Annotated in this window: 15 protein-coding genes and 1 pseudogene; 6 read left to right on the top strand and 10 right to left on the bottom strand. The window is 63.0% G+C overall.

What is annotated here, in order from left to right; translation table 11 throughout:
• Positions 1 to 13: 13 nt before the first annotated feature.
• From VXD91_RS24570 to VXD91_RS24555, 4 genes are all read right to left on the bottom strand, one after another.
• Positions 14 to 1,138 (bottom strand): TniB family NTP-binding protein, encoded by a 1,125-nt coding sequence (locus VXD91_RS24570; protein WP_255251179.1) that lies wholly within the window; start codon positions 1,136 to 1,138, stop codon positions 14 to 16.
• A gap of 130 nt (positions 1,139 to 1,268) precedes the next feature.
• Positions 1,269 to 1,427: a hypothetical protein gene (locus VXD91_RS24565; protein ID WP_176470763.1), complete on the bottom strand. Its 159-nt coding sequence runs from the start codon at positions 1,425 to 1,427 to the stop codon at positions 1,269 to 1,271.
• Between the two features lie 59 nt (positions 1,428 to 1,486).
• Positions 1,487 to 3,622: a helix-turn-helix domain-containing protein gene (locus tag VXD91_RS24560; RefSeq protein WP_293016925.1), complete on the bottom strand. Its 2,136-nt coding sequence runs from the start codon at positions 3,620 to 3,622 to the stop codon at positions 1,487 to 1,489.
• 17 nt (positions 3,623 to 3,639) lie between these two features.
• Positions 3,640 to 4,380 carry a TnsA-like heteromeric transposase endonuclease subunit gene (locus VXD91_RS24555; RefSeq protein ID WP_079630369.1) on the bottom strand — a complete coding sequence of 247 codons (741 nt, stop codon included), beginning with the start codon at positions 4,378 to 4,380 and terminating at the stop codon, positions 3,640 to 3,642.
• 706 nt (positions 4,381 to 5,086) lie between these two features.
• Here VXD91_RS24555 and VXD91_RS24550 point away from each other — a divergent pair.
• Positions 5,087 to 5,644 carry a hypothetical protein gene (locus tag VXD91_RS24550; RefSeq protein WP_176470762.1) on the top strand — a complete coding sequence of 186 codons (558 nt, stop codon included), beginning with the start codon at positions 5,087 to 5,089 and terminating at the stop codon, positions 5,642 to 5,644.
• A gap of 165 nt (positions 5,645 to 5,809) precedes the next feature.
• Here the strand turns inward: VXD91_RS24550 and VXD91_RS24545 are convergent, their stop codons facing one another.
• The 3 genes from VXD91_RS24545 to VXD91_RS24535 form a co-directional block, all read right to left on the bottom strand.
• Positions 5,810 to 6,019, bottom strand: coding sequence for a hypothetical protein (locus tag VXD91_RS24545; RefSeq protein WP_255251178.1), 210 nt, complete (start codon positions 6,017 to 6,019; stop codon positions 5,810 to 5,812).
• Between the two features lie 276 nt (positions 6,020 to 6,295).
• Complete coding sequence (locus tag VXD91_RS24540; protein WP_293016927.1) at positions 6,296 to 7,189, bottom strand: hypothetical protein; 894 nt, start codon at positions 7,187 to 7,189, stop codon at positions 6,296 to 6,298.
• Positions 7,190 to 7,454: 265 nt separating this feature from the next.
• Positions 7,455 to 8,690 carry a DUF4878 domain-containing protein gene (locus VXD91_RS24535; protein ID WP_095795015.1) on the bottom strand — a complete coding sequence of 412 codons (1,236 nt, stop codon included), beginning with the start codon at positions 8,688 to 8,690 and terminating at the stop codon, positions 7,455 to 7,457.
• Positions 8,691 to 8,997: 307 nt separating this feature from the next.
• On the opposite strand from VXD91_RS24535, the gene VXD91_RS24530 reads away from it, so the two are divergent.
• Positions 8,998 to 10,440, top strand: a complete 1,443-nt coding sequence (locus VXD91_RS24530) for a helix-turn-helix transcriptional regulator (protein ID WP_176470760.1) — start codon at positions 8,998 to 9,000, stop codon at positions 10,438 to 10,440.
• Between the two features lie 97 nt (positions 10,441 to 10,537).
• Here VXD91_RS24530 and VXD91_RS24525 read toward each other — a convergent pair whose 3' ends face one another.
• Positions 10,538 to 11,110, bottom strand: coding sequence for a TetR/AcrR family transcriptional regulator (locus tag VXD91_RS24525; protein ID WP_255251176.1), 573 nt, complete (start codon positions 11,108 to 11,110; stop codon positions 10,538 to 10,540).
• 88 nt (positions 11,111 to 11,198) lie between these two features.
• Between VXD91_RS24525 and VXD91_RS24520 the strand changes: the two genes are divergently transcribed.
• Positions 11,199 to 12,377, top strand: coding sequence for an alpha/beta fold hydrolase (locus VXD91_RS24520; protein ID WP_141245002.1), 1,179 nt, complete (start codon positions 11,199 to 11,201; stop codon positions 12,375 to 12,377).
• Positions 12,378 to 12,391: 14 nt separating this feature from the next.
• Here VXD91_RS24520 and VXD91_RS24515 read toward each other — a convergent pair whose 3' ends face one another.
• Both VXD91_RS24515 and VXD91_RS24510 read right to left on the bottom strand, forming a co-directional pair.
• Positions 12,392 to 12,847: an Lsr2 family protein gene (locus tag VXD91_RS24515; protein ID WP_095795012.1), complete on the bottom strand. Its 456-nt coding sequence runs from the start codon at positions 12,845 to 12,847 to the stop codon at positions 12,392 to 12,394.
• 87 nt (positions 12,848 to 12,934) lie between these two features.
• Positions 12,935 to 13,699 carry a hypothetical protein gene (locus tag VXD91_RS24510; protein WP_095795011.1) on the bottom strand — a complete coding sequence of 255 codons (765 nt, stop codon included), beginning with the start codon at positions 13,697 to 13,699 and terminating at the stop codon, positions 12,935 to 12,937.
• A 34-nt stretch (positions 13,700 to 13,733) separates the two neighbouring features.
• On the opposite strand from VXD91_RS24510, the gene VXD91_RS24505 reads away from it, so the two are divergent.
• The 3 genes and pseudogenes from VXD91_RS24505 to VXD91_RS24495 all read left to right on the top strand — a co-directional run.
• Positions 13,734 to 14,108, top strand: coding sequence for a hypothetical protein (locus tag VXD91_RS24505; RefSeq protein ID WP_095795010.1), 375 nt, complete (start codon positions 13,734 to 13,736; stop codon positions 14,106 to 14,108).
• 96 nt (positions 14,109 to 14,204) lie between these two features.
• Positions 14,205 to 15,248 carry a hypothetical protein gene (locus tag VXD91_RS24500; RefSeq protein WP_293016928.1) on the top strand — a complete coding sequence of 348 codons (1,044 nt, stop codon included), beginning with the start codon at positions 14,205 to 14,207 and terminating at the stop codon, positions 15,246 to 15,248.
• A 211-nt stretch (positions 15,249 to 15,459) separates the two neighbouring features.
• Positions 15,460 to 16,154, top strand: a pseudogene (locus tag VXD91_RS24495) (hypothetical protein); the annotation flags it as partial.

Below are 16,154 nucleotides of genomic sequence, written 5' to 3'. Positions count from 1 at the left end.
AGCGAGCGGTCCGTCAGGCCGAGCATCCGTACCGTTCAAGAATCTTGGTGGCCTGCGGACGGGTTCCGTAGGCAGCGTGCAGTTCCGCGCGGGCGCGTTCGGCGGCGCTGTCGATCATGATCGATTCGAATAGTTTGATGGTCAACGCTTCGGAACCCTCGAGGATGGCCGCCGCGCAGCCACGGCGAATCAGGGTGAGCAAGGAACCGATGTGTCCGCCGCTGCGGGCATACAGGTAGTCAGCTATTTCCACCAGGGTTCCCGGCTCGTGCCGTGCGAGGACGATGTCGTCATCGATGCTGGCCACCAGTTCCCGCCATTGACGCTGTTCTCGTGCAGTCGTGTTCCGGTAGCCGAAAAACCCGTACTCGGTGGTGTTGCGGGCTGTTTGGGCCAGGGATTCCTGCGCGGTGCCCGCTCGCAGGAGGCCCCGTTCAGCCAAGCCGATGCCGATGACGACAACGGTGACCGGGCATTCGTTGGCGATATATTTGAAGTGATTGTTCAGCTCGACGCCACCGTCGCGTTGCCAGTGCAAAAAGTGGACGTCATCGATGATGAACAGGCGGGTTTCGCACAATCGCACCAGGGTCATCACCCGTCGGCCGAGCTCGTCGACATCGTGGCACCGGCGACCCGGGTGGGCATAGTAGTCACATGCAGCCCGGTTGAATGCGGTCATCCCGGTGTTGCCCCGCATCCCTACCCGCAGCACCGGGATGCGTTCATCGCCGGCCGCGGTGTACATGCCGTGTCGGCGGATCTCCTTGTCGTGAAACTTCTTTGCGAACGCGTGCACGGTGGTCGTCTTACCCAGTCCGGGCAGTCCATCGATCGCCACAGCGTCCTTGGTGACCCAACCGTCCTTGTGTACGTCAGCCTCCATGACCACGTCCAGCCGCTTGTGGAGCTGCGCGGATTGCGGGGTGAAGTAGGGGCCCATATTGCTGTGCCATTGGCACCGTCGCTGCAGATACTCGTCGGCGGCGACGTCACCGAGTTTACGAATGCCCCGAACAGTAAGGCGCTCTGGCCGTGGACGTTTCGGTGCGTTAACGTAAGCGAACCATCCCTCCTTCCCTGCGAGGGTGACGTTGTCTAGTCCACTCATGTCGGGTTCAGCCTTCTTGGCGCTCACAATTCCTCCAGCCGTCAATTGCTCATCGCTGTTTCGCCGTCCACCTTGCGCTCATTGAGACCGGGGACGCTGAACATCGGTCGCCTAGCGTGGCGGCTCCGCGCAACCATCCTGCGGATGAAGCGCGTGCTCAGTCTGTACCGACGTAACGTTGTCGGGACAAGAAACGGACGTGGTCGAAGAACAGCATCGCGTCGTGGTCGAATGCGGCCGGCCCTTCGTTACCTCGCATCCCCACGCGGATGACCGGGACGATCGCGGACAAGTCGTCGTCCTCCTGCTTCTCCACGGGGGTGATGCCGCCAGATTCGCGCGCCCCAGGCTCAGCTGTCGTTGACTTCTTAGCGTTCACATTTCTTCCAATCTCCGGTATTCCGTCGCTGTTTCGTCGTCGAAGTCGTCTTCGTCGAGGTCTTCGTCGTATTCATCGAGGTCGTCTACGAACGCCTCGATCGCTGCGCGTGGCGGTTCTGCGGTGGCCTGCTGCGCTCGCTTCTTGGCCGTCGCCTTGAGCTGGGCCGCCTGATCCAGATCGGCCGCCAATGAGGATTGTTCCCGCGACAGCCGCAGCGCTGCGTCACGCTTCCGCATGTCGAGTTCATGGCCTAGTTCGTGACGTTTCAGGAACGCGGCGTGCGCCAGTTTGGCGTCCACGGGTCGGTCCCCCGACCGCACAAGCTCTCGCGCGAATTCCCATCCGTCAGCAGACATCGGCATCTCCAGTGCCCGGGCCATGTCCCACTGCAGCGGTTCCCACTGGCCCGATCCTTTGACGTCCAGGAAGTAGACCGTGCGGATGTCATCAGGATTGACGCGGATGGGCCAGCGACCCTTTTGATGTTTGTAAGCGCTGAGCTCTCCCGGGCTGTACGCGTCGAGGACTTCGCCGTTGTACATGCGGTGATCAATCTTGATACCCGCGGGCTGCCGTGTGCGCCACTGCAGGGGCAAGAAGTGGTAGGCCAGCTGTGGATCGCGGGGCGCTTCAATGTAGCCGGCGCGAGCGATGCCGTGCGCCAACATCTGCGCCGGCGACATGTCTAGGGACCACAGGCCGGGCTCGCCCACACCTTCGTGGGGGCGCACGTGATACTCCGAGGCGATCCATTCGCGTAGTAGCGCTTCCATCTCGTCGATGAAGTAGAAGCCGTCCTTCTCCGGATGTACCCCGCGGCTGTACACATCTGGGCCCTTGTAGCCCGGTAGTTCCTGCAGAAACCCCGTTCTGACGGTGCCGAAGAATCGTTCCACCGGCGCTTTGTCGTAGGGAATCTTCAGTCGCGCCGGGGCTATCGAAATACCCACGGCGCGGCAGGCGCTGTGCATCGCGGCACCGACGAAAATCTTGCCGTGATCGACAATCAAGTTGTCCGGAACGATCGCCGGTATGGCGCCTATCACACTGCGCGGATCAAGATGCTCCAACTCCACCAGAATGTGTCGCGGCACACCGGCCACCGGCCACAACGCATGTTCGGGCCAGTTCGCCCCAGGTGCTTTGGGCCGGAACGCCTCGTAGAGCACGGCCAGACCGTCGATCGCGCGGGCCCAGGGAGACAGACCGACGCCGACGATGCATTTGCTGTACCAGTCCATCGCGACTGTCAGGTCCAGGCCGACCCACTTGAGGGTCTGGCAATCCATCGCGTGCACGTCCAGACGCGTGGTGTCCATGAGCAAGTATTCGCCGGGCCGGGTGGGCCGCAGCTTGCCGTATGCGCCCTGGGGTCTTGCTGCGACATCGCGAACATGCTTGGTCGACCCGATGAACAGTGGCGTGATTTTCTCATCGCCCAACAAGATTCGATTGGCCGTGGCATCCGACGGCAGGTGGATACCGTCAGGCCCGTATCGCGCGACCAGTCGCGCATTGGTCCGTGCGACGACCAGCGATTTGGTCGGCTTGGACTTTTCGGTGTATTCGGCTTTCACCTCACGCGAGGTCGGCTCCCAGCGCGGATCCTGGCGGCTCCCCAACCCCGGTGCCACAGCACGTTTAGAAATCAACCCAGCTTCGCCATACCTGTCGTACCGGTCGATCCATCGGTACAACGACCGTGCACCGCAACCCATCTCCTTGCATTTGGCGGCGATCCGTTGTCCTTTGGGAAGATCGGGTCGGTACATGGCGCGTGGCTCGCCCGGCAATGCGGTGTCGGCGCTGCCAGACTGATATCCGGTCTGGACTTCGCGGATGTGGCCCGCGTACGCGCGGGCTCTTCTTCGTGCTTCTTCAGGTGCGGCTTCCCACAGAATCGCTACCGGCTCACAGTCGCCTTGGTCCACGCCGACGGGCGTCAAATCCTCGCCGAGGATCCGTGTCCGCGGCGAATAGAGCACTTCCTGCAGAGAAAACCGGTGCAGCTGGCCGGTGCGCATATGTTCGGCGGTGAATTCAGGTAGCCCCGACCAGGAAGACTCCGTCAGCGCCACGATGGTGAACAGTTCTTCACCATCGCGACTAAACTTGGTCCGCAGGCCCACCGGCACACCAGCTAAAGTCATTGCGGCGCCTGCAGAATCGTTGTTGACTGCAGCGGTTGCATGATGTCGAAAACGAGCTCCTGGCGCCACAACAGGTGCAGCAGAACGCTGCGCACCAAGGGTTTACTGCGGTGGGCGAATCGGTTCTCCGCGGCACGAAAGCTCAGACCGGCCAGCTCGCCTACGACCGGACGTATCTCGCACAAGATTTCCTGGTTAATCAACCAGTCCCGGCGATAGCCAGAGAGGAAGCGGACGTTGTCGAACAGGACCGGGGACGGCTCGGAAAACACCACATAGGACCACCCCATTGACTGGACGACGCGCCGCGTCCATGCGATGAGCAACTGGTACTTCTCGTGCGTGAGACGCTCGGCCCGCACCACATCGACGACCACCGGTCCGGCGTCCGTTGCGAGCAAGTAGTCGAGAGTGTGGCGCCTCCACTTGCCATTGATGTTGGCCTGCAACAAGAATGGTTGCGCGATAATGCGATGGACCCGTGGGTCAAAATCGGCGATCATCGCAGCTGACTTCTCCAAACGAGATTCGTGCGGCACGAAGTCGTCCTCGGTCACCGACCAATACTCGCCCGAGTAATGGCGCTGGCCGGCATACCAGCGGAATACCCGCATCGGCCGCGCGGTATACAACTCGGACGGGACCGCGGCAGAAGCGGCCAATGACCGTTGCTCGCCGTACGCGGTCTTGAAATCAAGGACCGCGGTGGCGACGTCAACAAGAAGATCAGCAACCATTGCAATACCCCTGACGCAATCAGGTTCTTCCGAGTATTGCACTCCGCGACAGCCGCAGCAAGCCCCCCGGACGATTTCTGAAAACGGATTCGACTACACCCACAAAGAACGACGCATATTCCCAATTATGTTGCTATATAGTATTTTTCGATTCGTCACGTCTTCACTCACGATTAGCCGTCGAGTCAATGGAAGCAATTTCCGAACACCATTCACGCAATTGTTGGAATTTTAGCGCGAGCCTCACGCCCGACACGCCACTAGTATGAACTGGCGAATGGTTGTGTCGCCCAACACAGGCATCCGCCATAGCCGAATCATCACAGCACCGTGCTCGCCCTACACGAACGGGTACCCGCTACGAGTACTCTTCGTGGTGTAATCCCCGGCATGTGCGCCTCTCCTGTTCAGCAGTGATTCGCAGCCGGGGTTTCCTTACCTGCAGTTACCGGGCGCTGACGCGTCAACAGGTGTGATCGGCTGGCACGCTACTAAACAACGAGATGACCCGCGGAGCCGGGAGGCCAGCCCCATACGCTGAACCCAATCGTTCGGCCCGCTCCGAGGTTCAACTCGGGACCGGGCCGGATTTCGTATCTGCTCCCCCGTAATTTTGGTGGGCGATATCGCGGCGCGTACCCGCTCGAACTGATCTTCGCAACAAAATTGCGGCGACATGCCGTCGACGACGTGTCACGCTGCAACGATGAGCAACGATTCCGGTAGTAACGCGGGTGACGCTCAGAGCGGACCGCAGTGGCGCACCGTTCCAGAAGCATTCTGGCGCTCTCTGGAAGGCCAGCAGTCCGCGGCGGCGGACGACGAGCTCGCCGATTGGCTGGCCACACACCACGGGGTAGCGATTCATCATCACGGCGGCTTCGCGCCCGAATACTGGGCCGGATACGTTGATGGACACAGCTTTGCGTTTCGTGAGCGCCACGGCCAGTGGGACATCGAGATCGACCGCCAGCCCAGCGGTCGATTCATCAAACAGCGAGCGGGCACCGAACCTGACGGCACCGCGATCTACCGCGACCATGAGCTGGAAGTTGGAGAAGTCATCGCCTCCGGCACCACCGACGCCGCCGGCTACGGAACCACGGCGGTCGAGCGGGCACAGTTCATCATCGAAACCATCCGAACCCACCTGACCCGACAATCCTGCGGCCACTATCTCGACAAGCTCGAAGCGATCGCTGCCCTGCTCGGCGTCCCGGCCCGCTGGTGCCCACGCTGCGGAACCCGCCTAACCGACCAATGATCGCGGAAAGTTCTGAAATCCCTTCGAATACTGGAGATTTCAGTCGCGCGATTTGAGGTATCAGCTAGCTGACCAATCTCGGAATTCCTGCACAGCAATAGAAATTGATCGAAATCTAGCTCGATCGGCGCGCCGCTCCGTACGACTCCCTGCGCACCGCGCGGCTCATCGTCGACTCTCGGTCCGGCGGGCGTAGCGGTCACGCGCCGCGAGTCGTTCGACGTTGGACGGTTCGGTGTTGAGCTGCGTGGCCAACTGGGCGTACCCGACATCAAGAACGCGATCCTTGAGGGCTTCGGCTCCCGCCCGCAGCAGTGCGCGCAACGCCGCCGCTTCTGACTTGATGTCGTCGGCGGCGTTGTGCTCACCGCCCAATCGCGCAGCACCTCGAAGGCAGGCGAACCCTCGTCGAGATAGGGACCAATCATGGCCTCGTCCGACGAGTCGCCAAGGATCAAGCTCACACGCTTACTTATAAGGTGAGTTTTACACCGTTAGTCGGTGCGTCATCCAGCGCAGATCGTGCGCTTTCCCGCATGAGCGGTTGTATAGAGCTGTGTCGCCGGCGGCTGCGAATACCTCGGTTGTCACCAGTCGCCTCTCGCCTCACACCACCAGCGAGCTTCTCCGAGCCGCAATTCGTGACCGCCGCTATAGGTGACCCCTCATCGAGTTGGCAATTTTGCCAACTTGTGCCATCTCAAATGACGAATTGCCACGCAGATTGAGAAGTGACACCTGGTTGCCCAGGCCTGAGCTGGTGGCTTCCACTTTGATGGCGGCCCGCTCCAGTTTCCAATGGTCCCCGTCTTTTTTGGCCGTCAGGGTTGTATCGGACGATTTGTCTCCGAAGTTCACCGCCACGTGCACCTGGCCGAAGCTGATCGCCGAGTTGCCGCCGGATGACGAGCTGTCGCTGAGGATGCGGATGTTCGTGATGGGCCATTTGGCGATCTGCTGCTTGAGGATGTCGTCGGTCAGGAAGTCCTTTGAGGCGGGCTGGTCGCTACTGAATGCCAGGGCACCGTTCGCGTCCCCGCGGGACAGTGCCTCGAGGTAGCCCTTGACGGCGTCGCCGGCGGAGGCGGCGCTGTCCGGGCCGGAGCTGCTGCCCGTGTTCAGGAATGTCCAGCCGGCAGCACCAACGATGGCGACGACGACCGCGATCGCGAAGGCGATGAGCAGCGGTTTGCGGTTCTTGGCCGGTGCTGGTGGCTGTCCGTACCCGTTGGTTCCCGGCGGGGGTCCGTAGCCGGGCGGCGACGCGACAGGCTGCGGCGCAGCCAGCGGTCCGCCGTAGGCGTTCGTGCCGGGCTGCGGGGGAACGGTGGGCGGCACCTGCGCCTGCTGCGGGGCCAGTGGGTGGCCGTAGGCGTTCGTGCCGGGCTGCCGCGGCGGGTAGCCCCCGGCTGGGGCGTGCGGCGGCTGCGCGAGCGGATGGCCGTAGGCGTTGCGCGGGCCTTCGGTGCCCGGTTGTTGGCCGGGTGTCGGTGGTGTCCACCCTGCCCCGTAGCCGCCGTTACCGGACCCAGGCATGTTCGTCATTTCTTTCCCGCTCCCCCTGTGTTCGACGGGCAGATTGGCGCTGCCGTCACGCAACCGTAAGTCTAGGGGGCACCCGGTAGACGTCCCTGCACCAATCGTGTGCCGGGGTTCCGCAACGGACGACACGCACCCGTGGCGAAAGCGCCCCGCTCCTAGGCCCCCGGCTGCCAGAACCCAGGGTGCGGGGTTGGGCTGGATTTCGGTCGTCTGCGCTGTAGCCCTAAACATGCTGGCGGCGTGGACAATCCGCTCCCGTGGAGGGTATTTACCGGAGGGCCATCGTCGGTGGTGACGCTTTGAGATCGACGTTGCCGTAGATGTACATGGTGTCGTTCACGGGCGGGTGTGGCTGTCCGTCGTGCCCCATACCTGTGACGCCCAAGAAATCGGCCTGCCCCATCACGGTGGTGGTGAACCCCGAGTACTGATCAATGCCGTTGATCTTGACGCGGCTCAGATCGGCCGTCGGCCAGTTGACGGTCCCGTCCTCCATCCCTATAGCCAACGCATTGCACGGCGCTGGAGGCTTGTGCAGACGGGAATTCGTGCAGGTGTCGGTGACGGCTTTGACGCCGTTCAAGATGGCGGCTTTCGCGGCGTCGGCGATCTCGTACGTGGCCGCCAGGAACGCGGCGGTTCCGCCGGTGGCCAGGCCATCGAGCAGGATCGGTTTCGTGGTGACGGCGATGTTGGCGTTCGTGGAACCGACGTCCAAAAAGCCCGGAAACAGGTAGGCGGTGCGGCCGTTGAGCGGCTTCCCGAACATCGTCAACGAGTTGGGAAGTTCCTGGTTTCCGACGCCGGAGGCCGTGTCGAGCTTGACTGTCGCGTGGGCTAGCCCCCAGCGGCCGTCCTGTTTCTTCACGATGAGTGTTGTATCGGAGGTCTTGTCACCGAAGTTCGCCGCGACGTGGACTCGACTGAACCCTGTAAGTGAATTGAGAGGGGTCGAGTCGTCGTTCAGGATGCGAATATTAGTGATGGGCCATTTGGCGATCTGTTTTTTCAGGACGTCGGCGGTGAGGAAGTCTTTCGAGGCGGGCTGATCGTTGCTGTACGCCAGGGCGCCGTCCGCGTCCCCGCGCGCCAGCGCTTCGAGGTATCCCTTGACGGCGTCGGCCGCTGAGCCGGCGTTGCCTGGGCCAGAGCCGCTGCTGCCGAAGTATTTCCAACCGACTCCGCCGGCAACTGCCAGAACAACCACGATGACCGCGGCGATCACCAGTGGCTTGCGGCTCTTTTTGCCCGGGGCGGGCGGCTGCCCGTACGGATTCGCCGCGGCGGGTTGCCCGTACCCGGCTGCCGGTACCGGTGCCGCGACGTGGCCGTAACCGTTGACGCCCGCCGGCGGCCGCTGGGGCACGATGGGTGGCACCGTGGGCGGCGGTGCGGCCGGCTGGCTGGTGCCGCCCCACTGCCCTGTACCCGGCGGCTGACCTGGCGTTGGTGGCGTCCATCCGCCCCCGTAGCCCCCGTGGCCGGACCCAGGCATGTTCGTCATCGCGCGTGCTCCCCCTGTTTGATACGCGCAGCGTGACGCTCGTGCTGTCGCGTGAAGCCAGTTTATTGGAGCTGGCGGGGGCTGCCCGTCACCAATTCCGGTAATACCGGCGCACCGACGGAGCGCGGTCTGGCGGCCGCCAGCGTGCGCGCCCGAGCCGGGCTACTACTTTTCTGGCTACGCCAACCTGCTGATACAGCGAACACCACGCTCGAAGCGCGATCCCACACATAGGTGCAATTTGAATTGACGGATATCTGTCAACAGCATATTGACACTCCGTCGTTCTAGGAGGAGCGTAATCAGCATGGATGACGGGGCACCTAGAGAGTCAACAGAAGTCGGGACAGCTCAACTCTTAGCCCTGATTGACGATTTCAGGGAAGCAGCGGGAATCACGCACGCCGAGGTCGCCCGGCGCATCGGGATCAGCCGGCAGAACCTCGACCTATGGCGGCGCCGGGGTATGCGAGCGATGCCCACTTCCGAGGTCCTTCAAGGTGTCGCTCAGGCGATTGGTCGTGACTACATCAGCGTCCTGACCGCAGCGTTGAATGACGTCGGATACCTGCGCACCGACCACGTTGCAAGTCCGCCTCGTTCTGCGGAGGCAATCGAGATGGGCACCTACGCAGCCGCGATCATCGGTAGCCGCCGTGAACAGCGGGCGTTTAGCAATCCCGTGACCCATATGAAAACAAGAGGCGAGACGAACCCGTACTTCACTCTCTGGCGCGCTGAGCTGCACATGACCGATGCCGATAATCCCGCGACCACCGTCGTTGCCGGCTACGTCGACTTCATTAGAGCCAAAATCGGGGCATCCGTCGCCGAATTTCTAACCGAACTTCCATCCGATCACGGCGATGCATGCGATCCACATGGTTTCGCGGCACTTTTCGATTCCGCGGACCGCGACTTCGCGCCACCCGTTGAGCAACTGTTCGAGCCGCTGGGCGGTGTTTTCGGCGCAGCCATACTTATTGAAAACGTGTTTATCGACCCAGCATTTCGCGGGTTCAAGCTCGGCCCATGGCTGGTCGTTGACGTCATCGAGCGCTTGACCGAGGACGTCAACGACATGGTGGCCATGATCCCGCACATATGTTCTCGCATCTTCGACGACACATTCTTCGACGAGAGAACCCGGGTTCAGGAGTCCCACCCCTTGTACTGGCGGAACCTTCTTCACCTCGACGAGGTGATCGTTGACGGCACTCTGATGCTGGTTCAAGCGACAGGATTTACGGCTCTCACTGAGGCACAGGCTGAACTAGCCAGCGTGATCGACGGGCAGCTCTTTCCGATCGACGTCGCCGAACTGCTTGACCGTTATGCACGGGGGAATGCGTTGCTGTGGCCGCTATCTGGTTGGCGGCCTGCGCAGACGTCACCCGACGTTGTTTTCGAGCAGCGACGGGTACGTGCGCTGGAAGCGGCAATGGCAGAACGCTTTACCGGCCTAGCGTCCCGTCATGTAGACGGTCTCAAACACGTGCTCGACTCCGTTCCCACCGGTGCCCGGGAAGCGGTTAAGGCACGTTTGGCGGCCATCGTCACGTTTCTTGGGGAAGAGGACTCAGAGGCTCAGAATAGCGGCCCATTTGCGCGAGCGGCGATCTATCTCGCCGAGCATCCGGAGCTTGCGGTCGCGGGCGTGGACTGGGACTGCTTTGAGGACGAGGACGGGCGGATCATGTACCGGCTTGACGTAGAAGTCACTCCCCCCGCGCATTTCGGATTCGGATAGCGGACGGCGATGCCGAATTGTCCACCGCGGTATCGACATCTGTCCTACCAATACCGACTAGGTGTGGAGTTCCACCGGGTTGGTTACGGGCGAAAATCTAGCGAGTCCCGGCGCCGCTCAGCACAAGGTCGACGAGCCGCTCGAGGAAACCATGGTCTATTGGCTCTTTGGTCAGCAATGTTCTGAAGTGCAATGGCGCAACGACTGCCTCAAGAACGAGGCGACCGTCCACGGTTCGTTCGAGCTCGCCGCGTTCTTTCGCCCTGTCAATGACGGCGGCGAGCGTCCCGCGCCTGGCGGCCCAGAAGTCATGCAAGGCCTCGTCATTGGCTGCGGGTGCCTGCGCTCCAGCTTTCAGGAACGCAGCCCCGACGGGTGACTGAAGGAAAGCCGCAATGGCGCGTGCCAGGGCGACGAGGTCGCCGCGAAGCGAGCCGGTGTTCGGAGTGGGGATATCGGCACTGGTCCGGTCGATGAGAGCGTCAAGGATCAGGTTTTCGCGGGTTTTCCAGCGCCGGTAGATCGACGTTTCGTGTACGCCGGCGCGGGAAGCGATCGCCTGAATCGTGGTGGCGTCGGCGCCGTGGGCGGTGATCTCTTCGATCGTCGCGTCGAGGACCGCGCGCCGCAGTGCCTCGCCGCGCCGACCCAGGCGATGTGTATCTGTCACACCGTTCATCGTATTGCAAGTTTCCTTGCGTTATGTCCGCGAGCGGCCTAGCCTGGCTATCGCAATCTACCTTGCGATAGGAGTGCTGATGGCTGCAACCGCCCCCGTTTTGGACTGGCGACCCGAAGCACCAATCGTCGGCTACCACCATTTCCACCCGGACGACAGTCTGAATTTCCAATGCAACCGGTGGGTGCAATGGATCGGACCTGACGCCATTAGCGAAGTGTCGACGCTGGCCAAGGAGGCGAACAGCTACCCGGACTGGATCGACGGATTCCTCACCCTCGCAGAAGGGGCACGGCGTCGCGACCGTATTCTCGCCGCGGCCTACTACACTCGCGCTGCCGAATTCTTCATGGCACCAACCGATCCACGGCGCGCGACCAGCCGGGCGCGCTTTCTTGCCGATATGCGTGCCACCTACCAGGTCAGTCCCACCGAGGTGCCGTACCACGATGGCAGCAACCTCGGGGCGCTGCCGACCTACGACCTCAAGCCACAGGGAACGCCTGTCGATACAGTGCTGGTCTTCGGCGGGTTCGACAGCTACGTCGAAGAGTTCCTGCCCATGATCGTCGGCATCGTTGCTGCCGGATACCGAGTGATCACCTTCGACGGCCCCGGACAGGGCGGTGCATTGGAAGACCATGGTCTGCCCATGACACCCGAGTGGGACAAGCCCGTGGCTGCGGTGCTGGACCACTTTGGCATCGACCACGACGTCACGGCGATCGGCGTCTCCCTCGGCGGCGGACTAGTGATCCGCGCGGCAGCATTCGAACCCCGATTGCGCCGAATCATCGCCTTCGACATCCTCGACGACGAACTTGAGGTCACCGCCCGCCAAATCGGCCGAGGTGCGGCGCCGGCACTGCGGCTGTTGTTGACTCTTCGAGCCCGACCGGTCATCAACGCAATTGCCCGCCGGTCCTCGGCGCGAAAGCCCGTCTCCGCGTGGGGACTTCAGCAAGGGATGCATATCACCGGAACAGCTTCCGCATACGACTTCCTCGCCACAACCAGGGCTACCCATACCCGCAACGTCTCGGGCAAGATCACCGGCGACGTACTGCTGCTTGCAGGAGCGAAAGACCACTATGTACCGCTGCGTCAGCTGCACCGGCAAGCGACAAACCTGACGAACGCCAGGTCAGTGACCACGCGCATCTTCACCGACCCTGAAAATGCAAGCAATCACTGCCAAATCGGCAACGTCGGACTGGCCATACGCATCGCCCTATCCTGGCTCGAAGACCTCCGATAGCCGCCGGCAGTGCGCTACTGCGCGGCGTCGAAAGCCTCCACCACCGACGCAGAAATGCGGCCCCGCTCAGACACCTTGTGGCCGTTGTTGGCAGCCCAGGCGCGGATGGCCTTGGCGCGGCTGCGTTCATTGGTGTTCACGGTGGTCTTGCTCGCCGCGGCCTTCCGCGGCGGTGCGGCCTTGCGTGCTGCCGTGTTCTTTGCCGGTGTGGCGGTTTTTCTTGCTCCCGTGGACTTTTGAGTTCGAGCTGCGGGCTTGGCCTTTGCCGCTCGGGCCACCTGTGCCTGTGCTTTCTCGGCGGCCTTGATCCACGGCGCGATGTCCTTGTCGAACTGGGAACCGTGCTGTTTGGTCAGTACCAAGGTGTAGGTATTTCCTCGGTACGAAAAGTCAACGGTGTCAACGTTCTTCGGGTCGATGTCGGTGTTGTCGAGGTCGTCCACGTAGTCGGTCGTGACGTATGCGGGCATTTGCTCACTTTCTTTGAGGTTCGATCGAGACTATCGCGCTGCACCGATGAGCGTCTTTTCCGCGGCGCGGCTGTACCACTTGGTCGGTCAGATGGCTGGGAATTGACCGGCGCGAAGTCGCTGGAGCGCCACGCCGTTGCCCAGTTCACCGCGCGCGGCGGGCGTCAGCCAGTAGTAGCGGATCATCCAGAACAATGCGGCCCCGTTCGGGGCGTAGAGGCTCGCGTTGGCGATGACCGCCGGCTGGCCGCCGTGTGGCCAAAGGATGATGGGGCGCAGGTTCTTTCCTTGCACACCTGTGCCGGTGATGTTGACGACATCTGACCACGGCAAGGTGAACGCGGTGACCGCGTCGTGAAATTCGACCCCTGCCGACGAGAGTCGCAACCCGGGTCGCGGTCGCCGGCCGGCTCGGACCATCGCGACTAAACCGAGGACAGCGCCGAGCACCGTCACCGCGAAGAACGCCGCGCTGCGGGCCCGCACGTCCGGGAATTCGCCGCCCATCTGCGAACCGAACATCAGATAGCCGGCGACGGCGACCAGGACGGCGCCGAACCACACGGTGAGCCATCGAATGCCCGTCGCCAGGGCGAGGGCGGTCCCGGTGCCGTCCACGTTGGCCCGCAGACGACCGCGGCCGGTGAACATCAGCACGATCCACACCGTCGGGATGACGAAAATGGTCGTCGAGACTGCGGCGACGGTAGCTGCAGCCCAATGCCCGTGTGCCGTAGCAACAACCGTCTTCACGGTGAAGTAGATGCCGCCGAGCGCCGCGATCGCCAGCATCGACCCGAAAAGCCGGTAGCGGTTGTTCCAGCCGTGCGGCTGAGGCAGCTGTGTGTTCACTTCTGCATTCTCCTCGACCACATAGGGTGCGGGGATGATCGAGGACAAAGGACACGATTCCGAGGCGATATTCACCATGGAACCGGTGGAGGCTCTGATCGCGATGGCCAGGCTCATCGTGACCAAGCAACGCTTCCTCGCCGACGCCGCCCGCGCGTACACAGCCCTGTCTCCGCAGGTGAGGCAGACCCCCGAAGGCGCCGCGCTCCGGGCCCATCTCGATGCGCTCGGTCAGCGGACCGCCGAGGGGTTTCCTTCTATGGTGGCCAGTCTTCGTGTCGCACTGGAGGTGTACGACACGTTCGGCCCGGGACGGGTCACCGTCGATGCGCCTGACGAGGCCGCGCTGTGGAACAACAAGCACTATGTCTGGACCCAAGAGCTGACCGTGCCGCCGCTCAACGAGTGAGCGTCAGCATCACCGAACACCGGCTCCTTTCGGGGCTGGCGGGCCCGCGTAGTTCTACCCATACCGCGCGCCCTGGTGGGCGCCAATACTCGAGGCATGCCTGTAGGGAACGGCGAGCGCCGTCGCCGGTCACCGATTCGCCTGGTGATCACCACTGCGATGGTCGTGGCGATCGGAGTGACGGCGGCTAGCTGCATCTTTGGCCGCCGCGGCGACGCCGAGGACCTCGACCGTCACGTCCGTGCGATGCCCGGGGTCGCCGACACCGACATGACCTATGTCAACTCCTTCACCTCGGGGGAACGCTTCGATCTGAATGTGACGCTGCGCCAGGACATCACGGAGTCGCAGATCCGAGATATCGGAGAGTTCTTCGCCAGCCGCACCGACGAGACCGGGTTGGCCGACCGCTCCGCGGAGTTGTGGCTGCGCATGCCGATCGTGCCGCCGCCAGCACCGAACAACCTCTACGCGCCGGACCACCAATCGGCGTCCTTCTCCCGGGGCTACTACAGCACCGCCCACAGTCCCAGCGGCGACCAGATCGCCGACGCCGCCGCGGCCTGGCTGCGCATGACCCGGTCACCAATCGTGGCGAACGCCAGCCTGACCGCCCCGACCTGGGGCGGCGCGGGTGACAGCCGCCGGGTCACGATCACGTTGAAGCCGACCGCGACCCAGGCCGAAGCGCTGGCCCTGCAAGCCGGCGAACCGATGCTGTCGGACGCCGATTGGGGTATCTCGATCCAGGACGACCCAACATCCCGGCCGCACGAATACTTCGCGAGCCCACGACCTCCCAGCGATGACGACCTCCGAACGTGGCGTGAGGTCAGCGCACTCATCGGTTACTACTACGAGGCGACCGCAGAGGCCAACGTGCCGGCCGCTGCGGGACAGCAGGCCGAGACGGTCGTCCAGTTCGCGATCGCTACCGACGCCGGCAGCCAGCCGCGTGCACGGCAGATTGCGTTCGGTGTCCCCACGCTTCTGCAACGGCTCGGCAGGCCTGTGGCGGTGACCATCCGGACAGTCGACGGGCCTGCAGAGTTCATCGTCGGCGGCTGCTACCGGCACGACGAGAAGCATCACCGTCTTCCTCTGGAGCTTGATCTGTCGGCCGCGTTTGAAAAGTGCTGACGCGCAGTGTGATACGGGGCATGGGTGTGTGCGCCATGCGACGACTCGAAGGGTAATGCAGCCTGCATACCGTGCACGGCGCGTGCTAGGTGTGCAGGGAGTTGAGGTTCGAATACCCAGGCGGACTGTGGATCACCCCGCAGGTAGTGCCATCGCGGGCCGGAGGCCTGCAATACTCGAAACCACGAGGCATCTCAGAGGGGGGATGGTTGTGAGAGGTCGTGCGGTCGTCGGGCTTCTGGCGGCGTTGGTGGTCGCCGGCTGTGGTAATTCGGGAAACGGTTCCGGCGGCTCATCGGCGCCGACGGTGGGCACCCCGGCGGACCTGCTGGTCGCGATCCCCACCACGACGCCGAAACCGTCGTGGACCATCAAACTCGCCGACGTGGTCCACGCCCCGGACCTGAAACAGGGCATCCTGCCCGGCAGCGTCGAGGACCGGGCGTTCGCGCTGGCATACCCGGCCCACCCGGACCCAGCCGGACCTGGCACCTCCTGGGTCTACTCGTTCAACCCCCGCACCGGCGCGATCCTGTTCAATGGCGTCGAATTATCGGGCAGCGTGGCGGGCTGCTACATCAACGGGCCCAACCAGCTCACCTGCCTCGGCCGCCAGAACGCCGCGGCAGCCGATTCGCATCCGTGGGCGTGGGTGCTCGACAGTCACAACGGCAAGGTGACCTACAACGGGCCCACCGACATCGTCAATGGCGACGCGATGAGCGTGTACAAGGTCGGCCACTACCCGGTGGTCGCCGTACCGGGTACCGGCTGGTACGGCATCGGCTCATCCGGTGAAAAGACCTGGTTCGTGCCCGGCAGCGGCAAGGCCAGCGACGACACCTTCTGGTCCCGCGACATTGCCCCGCAGCGGCTGGTGGTCGGTGACCGACCCGATGGCACCTA

Source organism: Mycobacterium sp. SM3041, assembly GCF_039668335.1.
Taxonomy (GTDB): domain Bacteria; phylum Actinomycetota; class Actinomycetes; order Mycobacteriales; family Mycobacteriaceae; genus Mycobacterium.
This window is presented reverse-complemented; position numbering and strand designations above follow the sequence as displayed.